Origin of the sequence: Bacteroides sp. 43_46 (genome assembly GCF_001915455.1) — a bacterium.
GTDB lineage: Bacteria > Bacteroidota > Bacteroidia > Bacteroidales > Bacteroidaceae > Bacteroides > Bacteroides caccae.
In genome coordinates, this window is the sequence record NZ_MNQN01000122.1 from 1 (window position 1) to 23,706 (window position 23,706).

The following is a 23,706-nucleotide window of genomic DNA, read 5'->3' on the forward strand; positions in this document are numbered from 1 at the left end:
GATTTTCCATTATATTCGAATACGGCAATTAATGATTTCAAATCATCATACTTATCCAATGGCAATGTAATCACACTCCCCTGAATAGAGGCTTCCACATCATTTGCGACCTTACCTTGATTATCACTTTTCAAAATAGAAAAGTTCAGCAATTCCTTCGTTGAAGAGATTGAGGGTTCTTCGTCTTTACAGGCGGAAAATAGTAAGAGAATAGTTACTAAAATCCCTAAAGTATTGTTTAACATAGTATTAAATAAAAATGGTTACTTGGCAAATATACGATTTTGCCAAATAACCACCCGATTATTCTCTCTCTTTTTTCTAAAATTCAGTGTATCATAAAGGATATTCCTCAAAAGCATACAAAATAGTAGACAAATAACGTTCGCCTGTATCGGGCAGCAACGCCACAATCATCTTCCCTTCATTTTCCGGGCGTTTTGCCAGTTCTGTCGCCGCATAAACAGCAGCACCCGAAGATATGCCGACCAGCAATCCTTCCAGCTTCGCCAGTTCACGGCTTGTACGAATGGCATCATCATTCTGCACCCGAATAATTTCATCTACGACGGAAGCCTTGTAAGTCTTCGGAATGAAACCCGCACCGATTCCCTGAATCTTATGAGGCCCAGGCTTTCCTCCGGAAAGAACCGGCGAATCAGACGGTTCTACCGCTACCACCCTCACACTGGGGTCGCGCATCTTCAATGCTTCACCTACTCCGCTAACTGTCCCGCCAGTACCCACGCCGGCCACAAAGATATCGACTTTCCCCTCGGTATCTCTCCATATTTCCAGGCCGGTAGTACGTAAATGCATGGCGGGGTTAGCAGGATTTTCAAATTGTTGTAAGATAACAGAGTCCGGAGTTGCCGCTTTCAGTTCTTCCGCTTTGGCAATTGCTCCTTTCATACCATCCGCACCGGGAGTCAGGACCAATTCTGCTCCCAAAGCTTTCAAAAGATTGCGGCGTTCAACACTCATCGTGTCGGGCATTGTCAATATCAACTTATAACCTTTGGCAGCAGCCACAAAAGCCAGTCCTACTCCGGTGTTGCCACTAGTCGGTTCTATAATAGTAGCTCCCGCTTGCAAAACACCTTTTACCTCAGCGTCTTCAATCATCGCCAAAGCAATACGGTCTTTAACGCTTCCGGCAGGGTTAAAATATTCAAGCTTCACTACCAGGCGAGCTTTCAAATTCTTACTCTTATTATAATTACTAAGTTCCAACAACGGAGTGTTACCAACCAGGTCCGTCAATTTTCTTGCTATCTTCTCCATATATATCCGTTTTAAATTCATACGTTTTAATATATGACAAAGATAGCGCGGATTCTGTTCAGGCGAAATACCACAGATGTGGTAATTTCATACCACATCTGTCTTACAGAAAATCTGCCCGCATCGGAGTAAATGTGTCAATCAGCACGCCTGCTTCGAGACAAACACAGCCATGAGGTTTATTAGGAGCCACATAATAGCCATCTCCTGCCGATAGTATTTCTTTCTGTTCGCCAATCGTTAATTCGAACTTTCCACTTACCACATAGGTAGCCTGACTGTGATGATGTTCGTGCATTGTACCGACAGCTCCTTTTTCAAACTGCACTTTTACCATCATCAACTGTTCGTCATAACCCATTATCTGACGACGGATTCCCGGACCCGGGTTCTCCCACTTCAGTTCCTTTTCAAACTGAAAGACTTCACTACACATCTTCATATTTATCAAATATTAATCTATTAAATAAAAACAAAGATAGCCTTTTAGTCCATTGACAGCAAAATAAAGGCAGCCTTCATTAACAAATCTCATAAATTATCCTGAATATTACTCGACTTAAAACAAGATTGAGTAATGTCTTATTTTTTATGTCAGAATAATCGTTATCTTTGTACGAATCATCTGATATGCATCAATTACATTCACTATTAATCTCTCTCTTATGAACACATTGAAAACTGTCTACATAGCTACTATTATCACCGGATTATTCACCGGACTGTTCTTATCTTCTTCCGCATCCGCGCAAGATATCTCAGGAACTTGGCACGGAAAACTGACTGTTCCCACCGGGTTGCTGACTATCGTATTCCATATCAACCAAGCGGCTCAAGGAACTTATGTAACAACGCTCGACAGTCCCGACCAGGGAGCCAACGGCATAAAGACACAAGCTACCTCTTTCAGTGATTCCATATTAACTATTCAGATACCTGTTATTCATGCTTCCTACAAAGGAAAATTGAAAAGTGATAAAACGATAACCGGAACATTCACACAAGGAATGCCTATCCCATTGAACCTGGAAAAGGGAGAAGCAAACCGTCCCAAACGTCCGCAGGAACCTCAACCACCTTTCCCTTATAAAAGTGAAGAAGTTACAGTAAGAAACGAACAGGACGGAATTAACCTTGCGGGGACATTAACTCTTCCCGAAAAGGGAAATAAATTTCCGGCAGTAGTGTTGGTGACAGGAAGCGGTGCGCAGAACCGGGATGAGGAGATCATGGGACACAAGCCTTTCCTAGTCATCGCCGACTATCTGACGAGGAACGGAATCGCCGTATTACGCTGTGATGATCGTGGCACAGCCGCCTCACAAGGCAACCATGCAACAGCCACCAACGAGGATTTCGCAACAGACACGGAAGCTGCCATCAATTACCTGCGCGGCAGAAAAGAAATAAACACAAAGAAGATTGGCATTATCGGACATAGCGCAGGCGGAATCATAGCATTCATCGTAGCTGCCAAAGACCCTGCGATTGCGTTTATTGTTTCATTGGCAGGAGCCGGCGTAAGAGGTGACAGCCTGATGCTGAAACAAGTAGAGATGATTTCTAAATCCCAGGGAATGCCGGATGCGTTCTGGCAAGGAACGAAACCGTCGATACGAAACAGGTATGCCATACTGCAACAAGCAGACAAAACCACAGATGAACTTCAAAAAGAGTTATATGCAGATGTTACCAAAACCATGTCGTCCGAACAACTGAAAGACTTGAATACCGTACAGCAGATTTCCTCCCAGATAAGTTCCATGACCTCCCCCTGGTATCTTCATTTTATGAGATATGACCCGGCTAAAGCCATGAAAAAAATAAAATGTCCGGTACTTGCCTTAAACGGAGAAAAGGACATTCAAGTGGAGGCGGCTATGAACCTTACGGCTATCCAACAAAGAATCAGCGAGAACGGGAATAAGAATGTAACGGTAAAAGCCTACCCGAACTTAAATCATCTGTTTCAAACCTGTGAAAAAGGAACATTGGCGGAGTATGGGCAGCTAGAAGAAACCATTAGCCCGGAAGTTCTAAAAGATATAACAGACTGGATTCTTAAACATTCAGGAAAGAGCAATTGAAAAGGCAATCTCTATTAATAAAAAAAACCGCAATAATATTATTATAAACACAATTATTAAAATCCATAGTCTTACATACGCAGCATTGTATAAATTGACTTAAATCAAAATATTTCACACCGAACTCACTCTGCCCGATTTTGTTTTACCTTTGCACCCGCAAAAAAGAAAAAGGTAAAAAGTTACAGGTATCAGGTTAAGTTTGGTATGAAAAAGAGTCTTATCGCATTGGCGTTCGGCACCCTGGGATTAGGTATTGCCGAATTTGTAATGATGGGTATTTTGCCCGATGTGGCAAAAGATTTAGGGATCAGTATCCCTATGGCGGGACATTTCATTTCCGCTTATGCATTAGGCGTCTGTGTGGGTGCCCCCGTGTTGACATTAGCCCGCAAATATCCGTTGAAACATATTCTGCTGGTATTAGTTACCCTGATTATGATAGGTAATATCTGTGCTGCAACAGCTCCCAATTATTGGATATTGCTTGCTGCGCGCTTCATCTCCGGACTACCGCACGGAGCATATTTCGGCGTCGGCTCCATTGTTGCCGAAAGACTGGCTGATAAAGGGAAAGGTTCGGAAGCCGTTTCGATTATGATTGCCGGAATGACCATTGCCAACCTATTCGGTGTCCCATTGGGAACTTCTCTCAGCACCATGCTTTCCTGGCGTGCCACTTTCCTGTTGGTCGGCATCTGGGGAATCGTTATCCTGTATTACATCTGGCGCTGGGTACCTCACGTAGAAGGCTTGAAGGATACCGGCTTTAAAGGACAATTCCATTTCTTGAAGACTCCGGCTCCCTGGCTCATTCTCGGTGCTACGGCGTTAGGCAACGGTGGCGTATTCTGTTGGTACAGCTATATCAACCCTATGCTGACGAATATTTCCGGTTTCTCCACCGAAAGTATTACTCCGCTGATGATTCTTGCCGGATTCGGTATGGTCATGGGAAATCTTATCAGCGGGCGCCTCTCCGACCGCTATACACCCGGAAAAGTGGGAACTGCCGCACAAGCATTAATATGCCTTATGCTACTTCTCATTTTCTTCCTTTCTCCCTACAAATGGACGGCTGCTATACTGATGTGCCTTTGCACGGCAGGGTTGTTTGCCGTATCCAGCCCCGAACAAATACTGATTATCCGTGTGGCAAAAGGCGGCGAGATGTTGGGGGCTGCCTGCGTACAGGTCGCATTCAATCTGGGAAATGCCATTGGCGCTTATGCAGGGGGATTGACTGTTAGTGAAGGCTATCGTTACCCCGCCCTCACAGGTGTTCCTTTCGCACTGACCGGATTCATCCTGTTTCTGATTTTTTATAAGAAATATCAGGCCAGATACTAAAGGAGGTAACTAATTCAAAGTTAGCACATATTTACTCCTCATAGTTAATAAAGTCATGCATAACGAGTACTAATTAATAATATCCGAACAACTAAATCTTAGAGAGATTAAGATTAATTTATTTCGCTCGCGTCTTGTATCAACTCATACCATACATATTAGAATTTATCACAATTGTATTTTCTTCCCCTTTTACTTGAAAATCAATAATTTATTTTTATCTTTGTGAGAAGTGTGAGTCTTTCGTTTCTAATCACCTTCAAAAACGACGAATATGAAACAACAGTATCTGTTCGACTGCTTCTCGCAGCAAGCGTTGCAAACCCTGCATCGCTACCGTGCTGTTATGTTTAGTCCTACCCTCCGTACTATGTAAATTGCAATTTGAGATTCTTTTTTCACATTTTCTCCATTTACATAATTCAGATTCTTATGGACAAACAATATCAACCGACCCTTACCGAAGTACAGGATTGGGTACTTAAACTGTATAATACTTGTGAACAAACGATTACGAAAGCCGAACGCCTGGAACAGCATAAATATGCCGTCATGGTGCAGCGCCCGCAAGACAAGAAATTCCTCGTGAAGATGCTCGACGAATCCTCGCAAATCCGCGACCGGAAGATACTCGCCAAACGTATCAAGACTCTCCTTGACCAGTACGGTGTCCCCGAATTTCTGAACAAACGGGATGCTTTCTTATTCAAAATGTATCAGGCATTCGGACATCATTTCGACTTTATCGCTATCCCGATTATCAAAAAACGCCTGCGCATGGATACCTCGCAAGTTATTATCAATGAGGAACGCCCGCAACTCACGAAGCATCTGGCTACCCGCTTCAAAGAGAAAATCGGGCAGAACGTGAATCTTTTAGGCGAGGTGGTGCTTGGCAACGAAGAAGCCGATCACCGCTATCATCACTATCTGGAAGCTCTTGAATCACCCGACATTAATTACATCTCAGTGAAAATATCGGGAATCTACGCGCAGACACACGCTCTGAACTACGAAGAAAGTTTCCCGGAACTCGTTTCACGAATGTCCGCGCTTTATCAGAAAGCCATTGATTTTCCTTATACGGACGAAGACGGAATAAAACGCTCCAAGTTCATCAACCTGGATATGGAGGAATATAAAGACGCCCACTTCACATTGCGCCTCTTCAAAGCAGTACTCAACCTGCCGCAATTCAAGAACTATTCGGCAGGAATCGTCGTACAGGCTTATCTGCCGGATGCATACGACTTCCAAACCGAGTTGCTGGAATTTGCCAAAGCCCGCGTAGACGGAGGCGGAGCTCCTATCAAAATGCGTCTGGTGAAAGGCTGTAATCTGGAAATGGAAACGGTTATCTCCTCCCTGAAAGGCTGGCCGAACCCGATTCGTCCTTCCAAAACAGAAGTTGACGCCAATTATCTGTGCCTGTTGGAACGTGGACTGATGCCCGAAAATGCCCGGGTTTTACATCTCGGGGTTGCTTCTCATAATCTGTTCTCGATCGCTTATGCTTATCTGCTGGCTCAGAAGTACGGGACAACCGGATATATGACCTTCGAAATGCTCGAAGGAATGGCGAATCATCTTTGGAGAGCGCAGTCAATGCTCGGCAACCGGGTGATTCTATATACTCCGGTAGTGAAAAACGAACATTTCCTGAACGCCGTCTCTTATCTTGTCCGTCGCATGGACGAAAATACGGCACCCGACAATTTCCTGACTCACTCCTTCAATCTGAAACCGGATACAAAAGAGTGGGACTTCCTCGCAAAGCAGTTTGAAGAAGCATATGCTATGAAAGATCACCTCACGCATGTGTCTCCACGCGTTCAGAACCGTAATCTTCCGTACACTCCCGTCGCCCCATCGGACACAATGCAGAATGAACCGGATACGGACTTCGACTTGTCACAAAATCAGGAATGGGTGCGCCGTATCTTTGCCAAATGGAAGAAAAGCGGAACGGAAGAACCGGAAATCATTCCTTTACAGATAGGTGCGGAAACAGTAGTATGCAAAAACCGCTACAAATACCTCGACCGTTGCCAGAATGACGAGGTCTGTATCTGTGAAATGTCACAGGCGGACAGTGCTCAAGTGGAAAAGATTATCGAAATTGCCGAGACAGATCCTGCCGGGTGGAGAAAAACCACACTGGAAGAACGCCACCGGATTATGTACGAAGCAGCCAACCGGCTCGCTGATATGAGGGGTGACCTGATAGGTTGTATGTGTGCCGTAACCGGTAAAACTGTCATTGAAGGTGATGTAGAAGTATCGGAAGCGGTAGATTATGCCCGTTTCTACACGACAGCGATGAAGAAATTCGCCGCATTAGATGATATAGAGATAAAACCGAAAGGTACCATATTGGTCATTTCACCGTGGAACTTCCCGTGTGCCATTCCCGTAGGCGGTATAGTAGCCGGACTGGCGGGAGGAAACACCGTTATCCTGAAACCTGCCACCGTAGCGGCTCCGGTTGCCTGGATGTTCGCCAAAGCTTTTTGGGATGCAGGTGTACCGAAAGAGGCCTTACAAGTCATCATCACCAACCGGGAAGCGCTGAAAGTGCTGACTACCGCCCCTGCAATCAAGCATATCATTCTGACAGGAGGAACAGACACCGCCCAGAATATCGCAAGAGCCAATCCGGTAACTCCGCTATCAGCCGAAACGGGAGGCAAAAACGTCATTATCCTCACTGCATCGGGCGACCGTGACCATGCTATCATGAACATCGTCGCTTCCGCCTTCGGTAATGCCGGCCAGAAATGTTCCGCCTGTTCTCTGTTATTGGTCGAACGTTCGGTCTATGAAGACAAGAACTTCCAAAGCAAACTGAAAGATGCGGCAACGAGCCTGAAAGTAGGCAGTGTCTGGAATCCCGGAAATATTGTCGGTCCGATGATTACCAATAAGAACGACAAGTTGCTACAAGCCTTCAACCTCGAACCGGGAGAATCGTGGCTGGTTCCTCCCCGTTTCATCGATGAGAAAGAATATATGCTGGCTCCGACCGTGAAATGGGGAGTGAAACCGGAAAACTTCTCTTTCCGAACCGAGTTATTCGGCCCTCTGCTGAGTGTTGCCTGCATCGAGAACCTTGAAGAAGGAATTAAGTTAGTCAATAGCCTGGATTACGGGTTAACTTCGGGATTACAGAGTCTTGATGAAGAGGAACAAAAGCTGTGGAAAAACTCCGTAATAGCAGGCAACCTGTATATCAACCGGGGAATCACCGGAGCAATCGTCAACCGCCAGCCATTCGGTGGAATGAAACTGTCTGCTTTCGGAGGCGGTATCAAAGCGGGAGGTCCCAATTATTGTACCTGTTTTGTAGAAATCACAGACAAGCCGGACAGCCAGACTGATTACATAGACAGTTATTTCGACGCTTGTGAGGAAGAATTTATGGACCCGAGGGATGTTAATAAGCTATACGGAGAACAGAATGTCTTCCGTTACTTACCTTTGAAAAGCATGATTCTACGTCTTTTTCCGGAAGACACAGATAGAGAGGTCAATATGATCTCATACGCCTCGGAACTATGTAGAACACCTCTCACTATCAGCTTCGACCCCTCGGATGACCGTACTGCCGCACTTACCCAATATGGCTGGCCGCTTCGAAAGGAATCGCTGGAGGACTTCCTGAAAGTGATGCCGGACTATGAAAGAGTACGTACTTGTTCTCCGAATATCCCCAAATGTATGTATGAACGTGCCGCGGAAACCAATATGTATATTGTGGCAGCGCCTCCTATGAAACAGGGACGCATCGAACTTATTCGCTACTTCAAGGAACAAAGCATTTCTTTCGAATATCACCGGTATGGTAGTATTTCCGAAGTGCCGCCTTACGAATAATTAATACTAAAATCCCCTTATTCTGTGACTTTACTTTCCATACTAAAAGTAAGCCGGAATAAGGGGAAAAGACAGAAAGTATACCAAGTTTCCTTTATTAGCTCAAAAAATGATTATCTTTGCAGACTAAAAATGAACAACTTGGTAACAAACACTCTTTTTTATCCGGGTATTGCCTCCAAATCATTGTTCATATATATGTATCCTATTGATAATAATAGAAATAATAGATTAATATGGCATTGCAATGTGGTATTGTTGGACTACCGAACGTGGGTAAGTCGACACTTTTCAACTGTTTGTCGAATGCGAAAGCACAGGCGGCAAATTTCCCTTTCTGTACTATTGAACCCAATGTAGGTGTAATTACCGTTCCCGATGAACGTCTGAATGCGCTGGCAGAATTGGTACATCCCCAACGGATTGTTCCTACAACCGTAGAAATCGTAGATATCGCCGGACTGGTAAAAGGTGCAAGTAAAGGTGAAGGATTGGGAAACAAGTTCCTTGCCAATATCCGTGAGACAGACGCTATTATCCATGTACTCCGTTGCTTCGACGACGATAACGTGACACACGTAGACGGAAGTGTAAATCCTGTCCGCGACAAAGAAATCATCGACTATGAACTTCAGTTGAAAGACTTGGAAACGATCGAGAGTCGTATCCAAAAGGTACAGAAACAAGCACAAACGGGTGGCGACAAAGCTGCCAAACAGGCTTACGATGTACTGGTTCAATATAAAGAAGCGTTGGAACAAGGCAAATCGGCACGTACCGTGACTTTTGAAACAAAAGATGAACAGAAGATTGCACATGAACTGTTCCTGTTGACCAGCAAACCGGTAATGTATGTCTGCAACGTAGACGAAGCAAGTGCAGTAAACGGCAACAAATACGTAGATATGGTACGTGAAGCCGTAAAAGACGAGAATGCTGAAATACTGGTTGTTGCAGCCAAGACAGAAGCGGACATCGCCGAGCTGGAAACATACGAAGACCGTCAGATGTTCCTCGCCGAAGTAGGCTTGGAGGAATCGGGCGTAGCACGTCTTATCAAATCAGCCTATAAATTGCTGAATCTCGAAACTTACTTCACTGCCGGCGTACAGGAAGTGCGTGCCTGGACTTACGAGAAAGGTTGGAAAGCTCCGCAATGTGCCGGTGTGATCCATACCGATTTTGAAAAAGGATTCATCCGTGCGGAAGTGATAAAATACGATGATTATATCCGGTACGGTTCGGAAGCAGCAGTGAAAGAAGCCGGAAAACTGGGCGTAGAAGGCAAAGAATACGTCGTGCAGGACGGTGACATCATGCACTTCCGTTTCAACGTATAATCGCGATAACCTTGCATTTGTAATCAGCAAATTGTAATTATTATGAAGTATCTCATTGCAGGAACCGGAGGCGTTGGAGGCAGTATAGCAGGATTTCTGTCGCTTGCCGGAAAAGACGTTACTTGTATTGCCCGCGGAGCTCATTTGCAGGCAATACAGACAAACGGCTTGAAATTGAAATCGGACTTGAAGGGAGAGCACACGCTTGCTATCCCGGCAACAACAGCAGAAGAATTCAATGGAAAGGCAGACGTAATCTTTGTCTGCGTCAAGGGATATTCTGTCGACTCGATTACTGAACTGATAAAGAGGGCGGCACATGACAAGACAATCGTCATTCCTATTCTGAATGTTTACGGAACAGGACCGCGTATCCAACGTCTCGTTCCGGGAGTGACGGTACTCGACGGTTGCATCTATATTGTCGGATTCGTATCCGGTACAGGAGAGATCACTCAAATGGGAAAAATTTTCCGCCTGGTGTACGGAGCCCACAAAGGGACACAAGTTGCCCCGGGAATACTGGAAGCCGTTCAGAAAGATCTTCAGGAGAGCGGAATCAAAGCGGAAATCTCTCCGGATATCAATCGGGATACCTTCATTAAATGGTCGTTCATCTCGGCAATGGCTGTCACCGGAGCTTACTATGACGTCCCCATGGGCGAGGTACAGAAACCGGGAAAGGTGCGCGATACCTTCATCGGACTTTCTACGGAGAGTGCCGAACTGGGACGTAAACTGGGTGTAGAATTTCCCGAAGACCCGATAAGCTATAATCTGAAAGTCATCGACAAACTCGACCCGGAAAGTACCGCTTCCATGCAGAAAGACCTGGCACGGGGACATGATTCGGAGATACAAGGATTGTTATTCGACATGATTACCGCTGCGGAAGAACAAGGGATTGATATTCCTACTTACCGGATGGTAGCCGAAAAATTCACTAAATACTAATTCACCAAACCGTAAACCGTTATCCAATATGAATACCTTATTATTATCTATCAACTGGAATCCGAATCCCGAACTATTTAACCTGTTCGGCCTTTCTATCCGTTACTACGGGCTATTGTGGGCAGTAGGAATTTTTCTGGCTTACGTCATTGTTCACTACCAGTATCGCGATAAAAAAATAGATGAGAAGAAATTTGACCCCCTCTTCTTCTATTGTTTTTTCGGTATTCTGATTGGAGCACGTCTGGGGCATTGCCTGTTCTACGACCCGGGACAGTATCTGACAAGCGGTAAAGGGTTTGTAGAGATGCTGTTACCTATTAAATTCCTGCCTGCCGGTGGTTGGAAATTCACAGGATATGAAGGACTTGCCAGCCACGGGGGGACACTTGGACTGATTATTGCTCTGTGGCTCTATTGCCGCAAAACAAAACTTCATTATATGGACGTGCTGGATATGATTGCCGTAGCTACTCCAATTACCGCCTGCTGTATCCGTCTTGCCAACCTGATGAACTCCGAAATCATCGGCAAGCCGTCTGATGTGCCCTGGGCATTCATTTTCGAACGGGTAGATATGCAACCCCGTCATCCGGGACAGCTCTACGAAGCGATCGCTTATCTTATCTTGTTCTTCATCATGATTTACCTGTATAAGAATTACAGCAAGAAACTGCATCGCGGCTTCTTCTTCGGGCTCTGCCTGACCTACATATTTGTCTTCCGTTTCTTCATCGAATTTTTGAAGGAGAACCAAGAGGATTTCGAGAACAACATGATGTTCAACATGGGACAATGGCTAAGTATTCCATTCGTTATAGTCGGCATCTACTTCATGTTTTTCTACGACCGGAAGAAAAAAGTAGCCTGAACCTGATATATAAAAATCGACTGCATACTAGAAAGGCGTTTCCTCCAATCACTTAAAGGAAACGCCTTTTATACTTACAAATCGTTTTCCAGATCTCAGAAAACGTTCTATATACTATTTGTGAACACGTTAATAATCCGCTATTTTCCCCTGACTATCTTCTTTATATCATTCAACTTGTTCAGCGCTTCAATAGGAGTGAGATTATTTACATCCAAATTTAATATTTCATCGCGAATCTGACAGAGTATCGGATCGTCCAACTGGAAGAAACTTAACTGCATACCACCACGGTTCTCGCTTACTTCCGCCAACGGCTTGCCTGCTATTCCCTGCTGGCGATTATCAGATTCAAGCTGCTTCAGAATCTCATTCGCACGCTTCACAATGCTTTTCGGCATACCCGCCATTTTTGCTACATGGATACCGAAAGAGTGCTCACTACCACCACGTTCCAGTTTACGAAGGAAGATTACCTTATTATCCACCTCTTTCACCGATACGTTATAGTTCTTGATACGCTTGAAAGATTTTTCCATTTCATTCAATTCGTGGTAATGCGTGGCGAATAAAGTACGTGCTTTGGCTTTCGGATGTTCGTGGATATATTCCACAATCGCCCAGGCAATAGAGATGCCATCATACGTAGAGGTACCACGCCCCAACTCGTCAAATAGTACCAGGCTTCGGGAAGAAACATTGTTCAGAATATCCGCCGCTTCGTTCATCTCCACCATAAAAGTAGATTCACCTACGGAGATGTTATCACTTGCTCCCACACGAGTGAATATTTTATCCACCAGCCCGATATGGGCGCTCTCCGCAGGGACAAACGAACCGATTTGAGCCAACAGCGTAATCAATGCCGTCTGACGCAAAAGCGCTGACTTACCCGCCATATTGGGACCGGTTATTATGATGATCTGCTGCGTACTGCTGTCCAACATCACATTATTGGCAATATATTTCTCTCCTATCGGAAGCTGTTTCTCAATTACCGGGTGGCGGCCCTGACGAATATCCAATACGTCGTTATCCTCAATAACCGGACGGATGTAGTTATTCTCACGCGCCACATTAGCGAAAGACAACAGACAGTCCAACCGGGCAATCTGATTGGCGTTAACCTGTATCTGGGGGATAAACTCCGTCAATGCCTGTACCAAATTCGTATATAACTGCGTTTCCAGCACAAGAATCTTATCTTCGGCACCAAGAATTTTTTCTTCGTACTCTTTCAGTTCCTGTGTGATATAACGTTCCGCATTTACCAACGTCTGCTTGCGAATCCACTCTTTAGGAACCTTGTCCTTATGAACATTACGAACCTCGATATAATAGCCGAATACATTATTATAAGCCACTTTCAAACTCGGAATACCCGTTTCTTCGCTTTCCCGCTGCTGTATCTGAAGCAGATAGTCTTTTCCCGAATACGAAATCCGGCGCAATTCGTCCAAATCCGCATTCACACCGTCTTTAATCACTCCGCCCTTATTTATCAACAAAGGAGGATCATTATTAATTTCCCGGGCAATCCGGTCACGAATAGAAACACAAAGATTCAACCGCTCGCCAATACGGTTCAGACTTGCATTATCCGCTTCAAGACAAGCCTGTTTGATCGGTTCGATAGCCTGCAAAGCCACTTTCAGCTGAACCACTTCACGCGGTGACACACGTCCCACAGCCACTTTGGAGATGATACGCTCTAAATCACCGACAAGATGCAACTGTTCTTCGATCAACTCCTTAAAGTCCGGTTGACGGAAGAAATACTCCACCACATTCAGACGCTCATTGATCGGTTTCTCGTCCTTCAATGGAAAAACTATCCAACGTTTCAACAGACGTGCTCCCATTGGGCTGATCGTCCTGTCAATCACATTGAGCAGACTGCTTCCTCCATCGTTCATGCTGCCAATCAATTCGAGGCTGCGCACCGTGAATTTATCCAGCCGGACATATTTATCCTCCTCAATACGAGCCAATGAAGTAATATGCCCGATTTGAGTATGCTGTGTCATTGTCAGGTATTGAAGAATAGCCCCCGAAGCAATAATACCGTTTTTCAAATGCTCTACTCCGAATCCTTTCAGATTCTTTGTTTCAAAATGCTTCAGAAGTTTTTCGCGGGCAGTAGTTTCCGTAAACACCCAGTCGTCCAGTTCGAAAGTGAAGAATTTACTACCGAAATTGCCTTCAAACATAAGGCGCTTGCCACGCTCAAAAAGAATTTCTTTCGGGCCGAAGTTATTCAGCAGTTTGTCTATATAGTCGAAAGGTCCTTCGGCAGTCAGAAATTCACCGGTAGATATGTCGAGGAAAGCAACCCCGCAGGAAGCCTTTCCGAAATGTACGGCGGCCAGGAAGTTGTTTTCCTTATAGTTTAATATATTATCATTGATAGAGACACCGGGAGTCACCAATTCGGTAATGCCGCGCTTCACCAGTTTCTTGGTCATTTTCGGGTCTTCCAACTGGTCGCAGATAGCCACCCGTTTTCCGGCACGAACCAATTTCGGAAGATAAGTATCGAGCGCATGATGAGGAAATCCCGCCATTTCAATCGTCTTTCCTTTTCCGTTAGCACGTTTTGTCAGTGTGATTCCTAATATTTCGGCTGCAACAATGGCGTCCGTAGAGTATGTTTCATAAAAGTCACCGCAACGAAACAGCATTACCGCATCCGGATGTTTCGCCTTCAAATCCAGAAACTGTTTCATCATGGGGGTGAGCACGATTTCTTCTTCGTTCACGGTTCTCTCCTTTTCTTTTTTTATTGAGTATATACTGTGATTATCGGAACAAAGATAACGGTTTTTCGGCAGAGAATCAACGGAATCCACCGATTCAATTATCAAAATTAGTGTTGCATACCTTTAAAAAAGAACGGAGTTTTTCTTAACAAACAGGAGAAAACTATTAAAACGTGTTATAAAACATAGTATTGCTAATTTCCCAAGAGTCCGTATCTTTGCAATGTGTTTTTCATAGTATTAGATTTAAGGTTAACAAAGGTTGGAGCAAGGCGTTGCTCCTTTTTTTATGTCCATAAGCCGGGTTTTACCACCCGGCATGTTCATTTTTGTTTTCGTGCGCATCCGCATCACGTTTCTTTTCACTCTGATAATCCCATTCGATCTCGTCAACGTATTCTTTTCCATTATATACCGCAACAGCCTTGATTTTGTTTTTTCCTTTTTCAAGTGTCACCTGGTCGAAGATATAATGTACATCCGTATATCCCTTACGAATGCCTGTCAGTTCTTTGCCGTTCAAGTAAACTTTGGGAGTTCCGATATTTGAATAAACAGTGACGGAAGTCTGCTTCCGTTCGCGGTCCGTGTTACGTCGTTGCGTCAGATAGAGTACGGGAGACTTGCTCCAGTTCGCTTTATACCAGTAGTAAGAGTCCTTCTTTATTTTCCGGTCAAAGGTCATCAGCCCTTTCAGGTTCCGGGCAGGCACACCGCCACGGCTCCACATAGGCACGGCAAAGTCGAACATGTTCCATAGATAAGAAGCAATAATATAGGGATGCTCAGCTATCACACTCCACTGATATTCATGCGTCTTGGTCTGGAAAGTTTCCGGATAATAAGGCTTTCCCCAGTTCAACGCATCGCCCAGATACTCCGTCTGATGGTCAAGGTTGGCGTCGGCTCCATATTCGGTCAACATCAATTTCTGCCAGGGATAGTCTTTTTCGAGTCCTTCCACCCACGGTTTGATGTCCTGCACTTTCTTTTCGTACCAGCCGAAATAACGGTTCATGCCTTGTATATCTGTATTCTGATTCACCGGATGATTGGCGTGACCGTAACCGTTCACGGCAACCGTGTAGCGGTCAGGATCTTCCGTCTTCGCCAGATCGTGAAGAGATTGAGTCAATGACGCTGTGTATTCGTGAGGCTGATAAACCTCATTGTGCAACCCCCACACATAAATGGAGGGATGATTGAAACTCTGACGAATCAGTTCGCGGAGTTGTGTCTGCGCATTCTCCGATTCGTAGCCTGTCACCCGGTTGACAAAGGGGATTTCCGCCCAGATAATCAAGCCCAATGTATCACAACGCGAATAAAGATATTCCGACTGCTGATAATGAGCAAAACGCACGGTCGTGGCACCGACATCCATAATTTGAGCCAGGTCAAAATCATGTTCACGGTTGGTCAGCGCACTCCCCAGGCCCCACCAGTCCTGATGACGGGTAACACCATACATCGGATATTTCTCTCCATTAAGATAAAAACCTTTTCCGGCAACAATTTCGTAATGACGAACACCCAAAGGCTGCGTGACCTCGTCAATCACCTCACCATTTGCCAACAGACGGGAGACTACTTTGTAAAGATAAGGGTCCTCCCTACCTTGCCAGAGATGAGGATTCTTTAGTTTGAATGTTGATACATAGCTTTGCGTTCCTTGCGGAGTCAACTCAAGCGGCAGACGTTGGGAAACCACCTTTTTCCCTTCCTGCGTATAAATACTGTTCTCCAGAACAAGCTGCGCAGGAGCCAGACTACCATTATCCAGCTTTACTTTAACAGTTATATCCGCCGAACGTCTTGATACATTCTTCTGAGTGATGTACACACCGGGAGAGGCGCAATCGGTCACTGTGATATTATTCTGCTCCGTAGTAATCAACCATACGGGACGGTAAATACCGCCATACACCCCAAACAAACTGTGATTGACAGGAATCACATCGGGACGGGCCGTATTGTCAGCCTTCACGATAATCTCGTTCTCAGCCCCCAGTTTCAAGGCAGTGCCTATCTCGAAAGCGAAGGCACTATACCCGCCTTTATGCGTTCCCACCAACTTTCCGTTGACATAGACTTCTGTGCAAGCCCCTACTCCTTCAAAACGCAAGAATACACGTTTACCCGCCAACTCATTTCCGAAAAACTGTTTCTTTCTGTAATAACCTACACCTTCGTAGAATGCATCAGCTTTCACTTGCATATCTTTCGCATTCCAGGTATGGGGAATTGTCACTTCCTCCCACTTGCCGTCCCATTGTGCGGAAGCACGCATAGGGTCCGTAGAAAACGGCCCTTTCTTAAATTGCCAGCCGGTATTGAAAGAAATGACATCACGTGCGGACGTATCATTCATAACTGCTCCCAGTAACAGGAGCAGAAATACAATCATATTTTTTACCATTAGATTATGAGTTCTTGTTTATCTGGCCATTTTATAAATCTCACATCCGCCCATTAAAAAAGCACCCACGCCATATACTTCAGTCATATTCCGCGTCACCTTCTTCGGATCGGCCCCGATAGGCTGTACATAACCTAATTTACCGTCTGCATCGACAGCAGAAACCTGTGCATTCCAGCCTTTTACCAGTATAGGAAGGAAAGTATCCTTGTCCAGCAGTCCCTCGTTGATTCCGTAAGCCAAAGCATAGACAATAAACGTGGTACAGCTTGTTTCGGGTGACGGGTAAGAAGCCGGATCGAGCAGACTTGCATGCCAGAATCCGTCCGCATTCTGCAATTTAGCGACACGGGTACAGAGCTTCACGAACAGTTCTTCGTAAAACTTCCGGTTCTTGTCCTTTGCAGGCAGTTCTTTCAATATCTCCGCCAGCCCGCCGAGCACCCAGCCGTTGCCGCGTCCCCAGAAAACCTTCCGGCCGTTGGCCTCGCGTTGGTCAAAATACCGCCAGTCGCGATAGAAAAGATTCTCTTCCTTGTCGAAAAGGTGGTCATACGTAGCTTTGTATTCGCGGTTCATGAATTTGATATACTTTTTATCACCCGTCAGGACGTATAATTTAGTGTAGACCGGAGGAGCCATAAAGAGGGCGTCACACCAAGTCCAGCGTTCCAGTGTCTCAGGTTTGCGATAATCCAGTTTGAAATCGTCCGTCGGCGGGTTCTTCATCACCCAATCCGTGCGGGCAATGGTAGGATTGAGCATATATTTGTTCTTATATTTCCGGTAAAGGTCGATAAAGAGTTGTGAAACAGCGATGTCGTCGGCATGATACATCCGCTTGTCCGGCTGCCAGCCGTTACGGCTTCCGATACGGGTGAGCCATTTAAAATAATCCTTGTTACCGTCTTCACGTTCCGCCAATTCCGCCCAGTCGAGCATACCGACATATAGTACGGCGTTTGTCCAGCTCAGGTCACCATGTTCGGCGCCCTTGTTGGGGTTGGCTATTTGCCAGTCGGCAACTTTCTTCATCGTTTCTTTTATTTCCGCTTTACGGAAAGGAATGTTTTGTGCTTGCACGGTGAGGGTAGACAGCAGCACTGCTACGACCCCGATTTTTGTTCTTAGATTCATTCGTTTATCGTTTAAAAAATTATGAAAGTTCGGTAGTTTTTTGGTTCCAATACCCGACAAAGTACAAATATACACCAAATATCGGATATAATTGAGGGATTTATTGGAAATATATATCCACCATGGTGGATATATAGATTCAACATATTGGGCATATATGCCCAGCGTGGTGGATATATATGCCCAATAAACAGGAAGTTAATGGTACGTTATACCATTAAGAAAACGTTACTTGCTGAAGTCAATGTCCAACGGCTCGATATTGTTTTCCGAACCGGCATATCCCGGTGTCTGATTGATATGTCCCTGCACATTTGTCGAAATAGCATTCAATGCAATCGGCCACAATACATTGTGGGGAGCAATGGTATATTCATTTCCAATCAGCGTTTTCACCCCTTTGTTATAGAAATCCGTTACATCCATAATGTGGTCGTAGAAGAAGTTTTTCTCGGAGAAATTATCCATACGGTAGGTACGTCCCTTATCGTCCGCCTTGCCGGTTTTAGCATAGATAAATGCGATACGGGTCAACTCCGTCTTACGCGGTTCTTCGTAATACAGTTCGCGGGCACGTTCGTCCAGAATCGTACGGATAGTCATCTGGTCAGCATCAAGTTCATCGGCTCCCGCTCTGCGGCGTACCTTGTTCACGTCATCGGCAGCTTTCTGGAGGCTGGTTGCATCCCCCTTCCAAATGTATGCCTCAGCACGTAACAGATACGTTTCGGCAATACGGAAAATATACCAGTCGGCCCAACCACCGCGCCACCATTTATCTTTCTGGTCGGCAACGTTGGTCTTATAATGCGGCCACCCCACCCAGTCACGAATGGTATCGTTTACCAGGATGTTTCCTTTATCGTCTTTAAAGCGAACCGGTTGTCCGTACCATTCCGTACCTTTGAGTTCAGGATTATTGTAGGTCAGGTCGGTCATTTCTATCCAGTTGCCCGGAGCATGACGAAGATCTGTGTCATCCAGTGTCCAGATCATGTGCGTATGATACCAGGTAGAACGTGCTGTACATACTCCACGACCATATTGCTCAAGATAGGGATTTTTCTTTGCATCGTTATCGGTAAATCCGTTTTTGCCGTCGGGAGTTTTAATCTCGCCGTCTTTTGCAAACCAGGGAAGCACCTGCCGTTTGATTTCCAGTCCGGCTGCCGAACGAATATCCTCACCGGCATCATAACGGTCGAGCACCATGTAAAGTACTTCTTTGTTTTCAGGCAAGGATTTATTCTCAGACTGATGCAAGTCCCAAATCACATTCTTGGTAGCGTCATTCTTGTCAACACCGAAACGCTCTGTCATTAGATAGTGCACTCCGTCATTAATGACGTTATTGGCTGATTCGATTGCATCGTCAAATTCGCCCAATGCAAGATTGATCTTTGTCAGTAAGTGATAAGCCGCAGCCTGAGTCACCATACCGATATAAACGTTGTTTTTCAGATAAGGAGCCGTACGGTCCAAATCGTTTTTCAGATACCGCAAGATTGCTTCACGCTTCGTTGAATAAAAATCATAACGTGGCCCGGTGATTTCTTCTGTGATGAACGGTATATCCCCATACTGATTCACCAGACGGTAATAACGATAAGCACGATGGAAACATGCCAATCCTTCAATTTCCTTACGTTGGTCTTCATTGTCAAACTCTGCCGTTTCCGAACGGGTCAGCAATGTATTGGCGTCTTTAATACCTTTATACAGATAGGTCCAATAGTTATTAATCTGACTTGCATTTCCTGTCAGAGAAGCACTGGGAGTAATCTGTCGAACAAGATCCTGTGGAGAGTTTGCCGCGTCAGTACGTCCGTTGACACTTATATCCGAAAAGAAATATTCGGAAAGGATACAAGGGTCGGCAGAACCCGATGTGGGATAAAAATCAAAGTAACGGACGTCACGGTTCAACATATCCGTTCCGGTCTTCAGGCCGTTGTAATCCGCAAAAGAGATCTCCGGCGTATAGAATGAAAGTGGCTTCGGGTCCAGCCAATCCGAACAACTACTTACTAATACAGCTACTCCAATCATGCAGGCAATGCCTGTTTTCTTATTATTTAGTTTCATCAGTCTGTAGATATTATAAAGTCAAGTTAATACCAAAATAAATTACTCTCGGGGTATTTGCATCACTGTTTTCCGGGTCGTAACCGGGCCAACCGGAGATATAACCTGCATTCTTCATCGTAGCATTGACGTTCAGGTTCTGAATCCGCAGCGGCTCTATCAGCTTCTTCGGGAAAGTATATCCGATTGAGATATTATCAAAACGCAGGAAAGAAGCGTTCTTGTAAATGGCATATGAAACGCCTGCCGGCTTCTTGTTGGCCAGACGCGGATATTCATTGTTACGGTTTTCCGGCGTCCAGTAGTCACGTTTAATCTGGTTCGTCACGTTCAGCAAAGCATTGTCGTTGGTAAAACGTCCCAATGTCTTTTTATGTCCGATATAGGAGTACATATTGAACGAGATATTGAAGTTCTTGAACAACGTGAAATCATTACGCATACTCCAACGCAGACGCGGCATCGTAGTTCCCTGGAATTCCTTATCCGTATTGTCATATTTGTAGTTCATGTCTTTATCCAGCAGATGAACGTCACCCGGCTGCTGACCGTATTTGGCAGCTTCTTCACGTTCTTCTTCCTGCCAGATTCCCACTACCTTGTAATCCCAGATTTCATCAATATCGTGTCCGATGAAACGCTTGTTCTTGATATCGTCCGCTTCACGCTGACCGATAACGTTACCGTCCGCATCTTTCACATCTTCCATGATTCCGTACAGGTGAGTTATCTTGTTCTTGTTATAAGCCAGGCTGAAAGAAGTACGCCATGTAAGCTTATCCATTCTGATGTTGGTAGAGTTCAGTGAAAGCTCGACACCGGTATTCTGTACCTCACCGATATTAGACATCACGGAGCTGTAACCGATCAGGCTGGGCAACTCACGGCTGACAAGCAGGTCGGTCGTAATCTTCTTATATACATCCAGGTTCGCGCTCAGTCTGCCTTTCAGGAAAGTCAGGTCCGTACCGATATTCCATGAAGTCGTTGATTCCCATTTCAGGTTGGGATTAGCCATGGTAGAAGCGTAGAAAGTGTTGGCGGTCACCAGACTGCCGGTTGCCGGATCCACATAAATGTATTTGCGCGGGGCCAACTGCATGAATGCAGCATAAGTACCTACGGCACGGTTACCGTTCTTACCCCATGAGAGACGCAGTTTACCATATTCGAACCAATCCGGACGGTGCAGGAATTTCTCTTCAGAGAACACCCAACCCAATGCGATAGCCGGAAAAGTGGCACGCGGGTTGGCAAGACCGAAAGCCGAATATCCGTCACGACGTACAGTGGCGGTAATCAGGTAACGCTGGTCGTATACATAGTGCAGACGTCCCATAAAGGCGTCTCCTGTACGGTAGACATCATCACTGGATACGTTAGGGCTGGTACCGAAACCGATACCTCCATAACCCAGTTCGTCGGTAGGCAGGAAGTTTTCATTCGTCATTTCATCATGCCAACGCTGGAACTTCTCCCAGTTGGCAAGGAAAGTAAAGTCAAAAGCGTGCTTGCCGAATGTCTTGTTCCACTTCAGCATATTATCCCATTGCCAATAGAAATCCTTCGTATGCGTACGTTCCACACGGCCGTTCTGCGAACCGGAGTCGGGAGAAGCGGCTGCCTTATGGAAAAGATAGTTTGTCCATTCAAAACGCGGAGAATAAGTAGTCTGGATAGAAAAGCCCAAAGGGAGGGTGATTTTCAGATAAAGAGCTGCATTCAAGTTCTCGATGTCATTGCGTTTATTCTGGAAAGTCGGAGCAAGCAACGGGTTGCTCTGGTTATTGTTACCGGTAGGGTATTGTTTCAAAGTCACTCCATCGTCTTCGTAAAGGCTTCCGAAAGGTGAAAGAGTAGTGTAATTGCCGGATGAACTACTGATATATCCCTCATCACGTGAAGTAAACTGTGCGTTCACACCGTAAGTAAGGAAGCTCTGTATCTTATTCTCCAGGTTGATACGTGCACGGATAGCACTGTATCCTCCGCCACGCACGTTACTCTCGTTTTTCAGGTAGTTGATAGATGAATAATAAGACATTTCGTCTTTCTTTCCTGCCACGCTGACCGTGTAATCCTGACGTAACGCTACATCCTGATAAATGACATCGCGCCAGTCTACAAGACGTCCGGCCAAATAGTTGTTGACCTCCGTATTGGTAAATTCGAGACGTGTCAGCCAGATACTTGTCGGGTCGCCTTTATCGTTTCCCATCCAGTTTGCCAAGTCCGCATTGGACATGTGTGCCGGATTGTCGAAATATCCGGTAGCTGCTTTTGAAGGATTCTTGCTAACTTCCACATCCCGGCGGAAATTGATGAAATCCTCTCCTTCGTATACTTCCGGCAAAGAGTTCACCATTGAAAGTCCCCATGTACCACTGAAATTGATAATCGGTTTCGTTGAACTTGTTCCTTTCTTGGTAGTAATCAGCACAACGCCATTGGCTGCCTTCGCACCATAAACGGCTGTGGAACTGGCGTCTTTCAATACGTCTATCTGCTCAATGTCGTTAGGATTGATGTCGGTCATCTGTCCCGAATAGATTACTCCGTCCAATACAATCAGAGGTTCAAGGGAAGATTTATCCGTACTCGTTGCACGCAGGTTGTTTTTACCACGCACCATCATGCTGGTGTTACCCTTCGTGTCGGTTTCGATACCTACCGAAAGTCCGGCCACACCCGTGCGGAGCATATCCTGAACAGTTTTCGGTTGTTCTTTTTCAAGGTCGCTGGCTTTCAAGGATGCCACGGCTCCGGTCAGGTCTTTCTTCTTCATTACACCGTAACCTACCACTACGACCTCCTCCAGTGTCTTGGAGTCTTCCTTCATTTTGATGATAGACTTCTGCCCGGCTTTCACCGTCTGAGTCGTATAACCGATATACGAGATCTGAAGCGAAGATCCGAAAGGCGCTTCCAGTTTGTAGTTACCGTCAATATCGGTAATCACACCGGTCGTTGTGCCGGCTACCAAAACGTTAGCTCCGATAATGGGCTCTCCGTTCTCGTCTACAACTTTACCGATGATTGTAGTCGCCTTGCCCGTCTGTGCCGGAGTACTCTTTTGGGGGAACAAGGCAATCTGTGTGCTGGTCACTTCAAATGACAGGTCAATGCCTTTCAGCATTTCTCCTACCGCTTTGGATACAGGAACCTGTTTCACGTTCAGGCTGACTTCCTGTTTCACATTTACTTGTGTTGCATCATAAAAGAAGGTATAGCCGCTGGTTTTCTCAATGCGTGCCATAGCTTCGGACAATGGAATTTTCGAGAAGCTTATCGTTATCATCTTCTCTTTTACTTGTGCAGAAAGTACAACGCTAAAAAATAATAGCGTTAAAAGTGCAAAATGCTTTTTTAAATTCATATTTTTGCGATATTAAAAGTTAACTGTAAGGAGGCTGCATTAAAATGGGTCAGATTTTAATGTTCACTCACTTTCTTCGGTTAATAAAAAACTTGATTTGGTAGGGGGGAAAGCCGGAAGCGGAACTTCCCCCTTATTTATTCTATATCTTCATTATATCATAGGCTCGCC

General features: G+C 45.3%; 13 protein-coding genes and 1 pseudogene. 6 read left to right on the top strand and 8 right to left on the bottom strand.

Translation table 11 applies throughout. The annotated features are described in order from the left end of the window. The 3 genes and pseudogenes from BHV72_RS13695 to BHV72_RS13705 all read right to left on the bottom strand — a co-directional run. A pseudogene (locus tag BHV72_RS13695) lies at positions 1 to 245 on the bottom strand (CotH kinase family protein); the annotation flags it as partial. Between the two features lie 91 nt (positions 246 to 336). Continuing rightward, positions 337 to 1,284: a cysteine synthase A gene (gene cysK, locus BHV72_RS13700; protein WP_032855090.1), complete on the bottom strand. Its 948-nt coding sequence runs from the start codon at positions 1,282 to 1,284 to the stop codon at positions 337 to 339. 103 nt (positions 1,285 to 1,387) lie between these two features. Beyond that, complete coding sequence (locus BHV72_RS13705; RefSeq protein ID WP_005676719.1) at positions 1,388 to 1,726, bottom strand: cupin domain-containing protein; 339 nt, start codon at positions 1,724 to 1,726, stop codon at positions 1,388 to 1,390. Positions 1,727 to 1,949: 223 nt separating this feature from the next. On the opposite strand from BHV72_RS13705, the gene BHV72_RS13710 reads away from it, so the two are divergent. The 6 genes from BHV72_RS13710 to lgt all read left to right on the top strand — a co-directional run bounded on the left by BHV72_RS13710 (position 1,950) and on the right by lgt (position 11,759). Beyond that, the gene (locus tag BHV72_RS13710) at positions 1,950 to 3,371 is read left to right on the top strand and encodes an alpha/beta hydrolase family protein (RefSeq protein ID WP_122295349.1); all 1,422 of its coding nucleotides are present in this window, start codon (positions 1,950 to 1,952) and stop codon (positions 3,369 to 3,371) included. 207 nt (positions 3,372 to 3,578) lie between these two features. Beyond that, positions 3,579 to 4,721 (top strand): MFS transporter AraJ, encoded by a 1,143-nt coding sequence (araJ, locus tag BHV72_RS13715; protein ID WP_005676721.1) that lies wholly within the window; start codon positions 3,579 to 3,581, stop codon positions 4,719 to 4,721. A gap of 432 nt (positions 4,722 to 5,153) precedes the next feature. Continuing rightward, the gene (locus BHV72_RS13720; RefSeq protein WP_055255749.1) at positions 5,154 to 8,594 is read left to right on the top strand and encodes a bifunctional proline dehydrogenase/L-glutamate gamma-semialdehyde dehydrogenase; all 3,441 of its coding nucleotides are present in this window, start codon (positions 5,154 to 5,156) and stop codon (positions 8,592 to 8,594) included. Positions 8,595 to 8,830: 236 nt separating this feature from the next. Further along, a complete protein-coding gene (gene ychF / locus BHV72_RS13725) occupies positions 8,831 to 9,934 on the top strand; it encodes a redox-regulated ATPase YchF (protein WP_005676725.1) in 1,104 nt (367 codons plus the stop codon). Positions 9,935 to 9,976: 42 nt separating this feature from the next. Continuing rightward, the gene (locus BHV72_RS13730) at positions 9,977 to 10,888 is read left to right on the top strand and encodes a ketopantoate reductase family protein (RefSeq protein ID WP_258973841.1); all 912 of its coding nucleotides are present in this window, start codon (positions 9,977 to 9,979) and stop codon (positions 10,886 to 10,888) included. Between the two features lie 28 nt (positions 10,889 to 10,916). Further along, a complete protein-coding gene (gene lgt / locus BHV72_RS13735; protein WP_005676728.1) occupies positions 10,917 to 11,759 on the top strand; it encodes a prolipoprotein diacylglyceryl transferase in 843 nt (280 codons plus the stop codon). A 140-nt stretch (positions 11,760 to 11,899) separates the two neighbouring features. Here lgt and mutS read toward each other — a convergent pair whose 3' ends face one another. The 5 genes from mutS to BHV72_RS13760 form a co-directional block, all read right to left on the bottom strand. Further along, positions 11,900 to 14,488 carry a DNA mismatch repair protein MutS gene (mutS, locus tag BHV72_RS13740; RefSeq protein WP_005676729.1) on the bottom strand — a complete coding sequence of 863 codons (2,589 nt, stop codon included), beginning with the start codon at positions 14,486 to 14,488 and terminating at the stop codon, positions 11,900 to 11,902. Positions 14,489 to 14,825: 337 nt separating this feature from the next. Next, complete coding sequence (locus BHV72_RS13745) at positions 14,826 to 16,925, bottom strand: glycoside hydrolase family 2 protein (protein WP_122365292.1); 2,100 nt, start codon at positions 16,923 to 16,925, stop codon at positions 14,826 to 14,828. A gap of 30 nt (positions 16,926 to 16,955) precedes the next feature. Then, the gene (locus BHV72_RS13750) at positions 16,956 to 18,074 is read right to left on the bottom strand and encodes a glycoside hydrolase family 88/105 protein (RefSeq protein WP_005676731.1); all 1,119 of its coding nucleotides are present in this window, start codon (positions 18,072 to 18,074) and stop codon (positions 16,956 to 16,958) included. Positions 18,075 to 18,302: 228 nt separating this feature from the next. Further along, positions 18,303 to 20,159: a RagB/SusD family nutrient uptake outer membrane protein gene (locus BHV72_RS13755; protein WP_286856166.1), complete on the bottom strand. Its 1,857-nt coding sequence runs from the start codon at positions 20,157 to 20,159 to the stop codon at positions 18,303 to 18,305. Positions 20,160 to 20,172: 13 nt separating this feature from the next. Beyond that, positions 20,173 to 23,457, bottom strand: a complete 3,285-nt coding sequence (locus BHV72_RS13760) for a SusC/RagA family TonB-linked outer membrane protein (protein WP_229066571.1) — start codon at positions 23,455 to 23,457, stop codon at positions 20,173 to 20,175. Positions 23,458 to 23,706 lie beyond the last annotated feature (249 nt).

Excerpts from the sequence above, each read along its gene's own strand:
- cysK (WP_032855090.1), bottom strand. The coding sequence starts at position 1,284 with ATGGAGAAGATAGCAAGAAAATTGACGGACCTGGTTGGTAACACTCCG.
- BHV72_RS13705 (WP_005676719.1), bottom strand. The coding sequence starts at position 1,726 with ATGAAGATGTGTAGTGAAGTCTTTCAGTTTGAAAAGGAACTGAAGTGG.
- BHV72_RS13710 (WP_122295349.1), top strand. The coding sequence starts at position 1,950 with ATGAACACATTGAAAACTGTCTACATAGCTACTATTATCACCGGATTA.
- araJ (WP_005676721.1), top strand. The coding sequence starts at position 3,579 with ATGAAAAAGAGTCTTATCGCATTGGCGTTCGGCACCCTGGGATTAGGT.
- BHV72_RS13720 (WP_055255749.1), top strand. The coding sequence starts at position 5,154 with ATGGACAAACAATATCAACCGACCCTTACCGAAGTACAGGATTGGGTA.
- ychF (WP_005676725.1), top strand. The coding sequence starts at position 8,831 with ATGGCATTGCAATGTGGTATTGTTGGACTACCGAACGTGGGTAAGTCG.
- BHV72_RS13730 (WP_258973841.1), top strand. The coding sequence starts at position 9,977 with ATGAAGTATCTCATTGCAGGAACCGGAGGCGTTGGAGGCAGTATAGCA.
- lgt (WP_005676728.1), top strand. The coding sequence starts at position 10,917 with ATGAATACCTTATTATTATCTATCAACTGGAATCCGAATCCCGAACTA.
- mutS (WP_005676729.1), bottom strand. The coding sequence starts at position 14,488 with ATGATGAAACAGTTTCTGGATTTGAAGGCGAAACATCCGGATGCGGTA.
- BHV72_RS13745 (WP_122365292.1), bottom strand. The coding sequence starts at position 16,925 with ATGATTGTATTTCTGCTCCTGTTACTGGGAGCAGTTATGAATGATACG.
- BHV72_RS13750 (WP_005676731.1), bottom strand. The coding sequence starts at position 18,074 with ATGAATCTAAGAACAAAAATCGGGGTCGTAGCAGTGCTGCTGTCTACC.
- BHV72_RS13755 (WP_286856166.1), bottom strand. The coding sequence starts at position 20,159 with ATGAAACTAAATAATAAGAAAACAGGCATTGCCTGCATGATTGGAGTA.
- BHV72_RS13760 (WP_229066571.1), bottom strand. The coding sequence starts at position 23,457 with ATGATAACGATAAGCTTCTCGAAAATTCCATTGTCCGAAGCTATGGCA.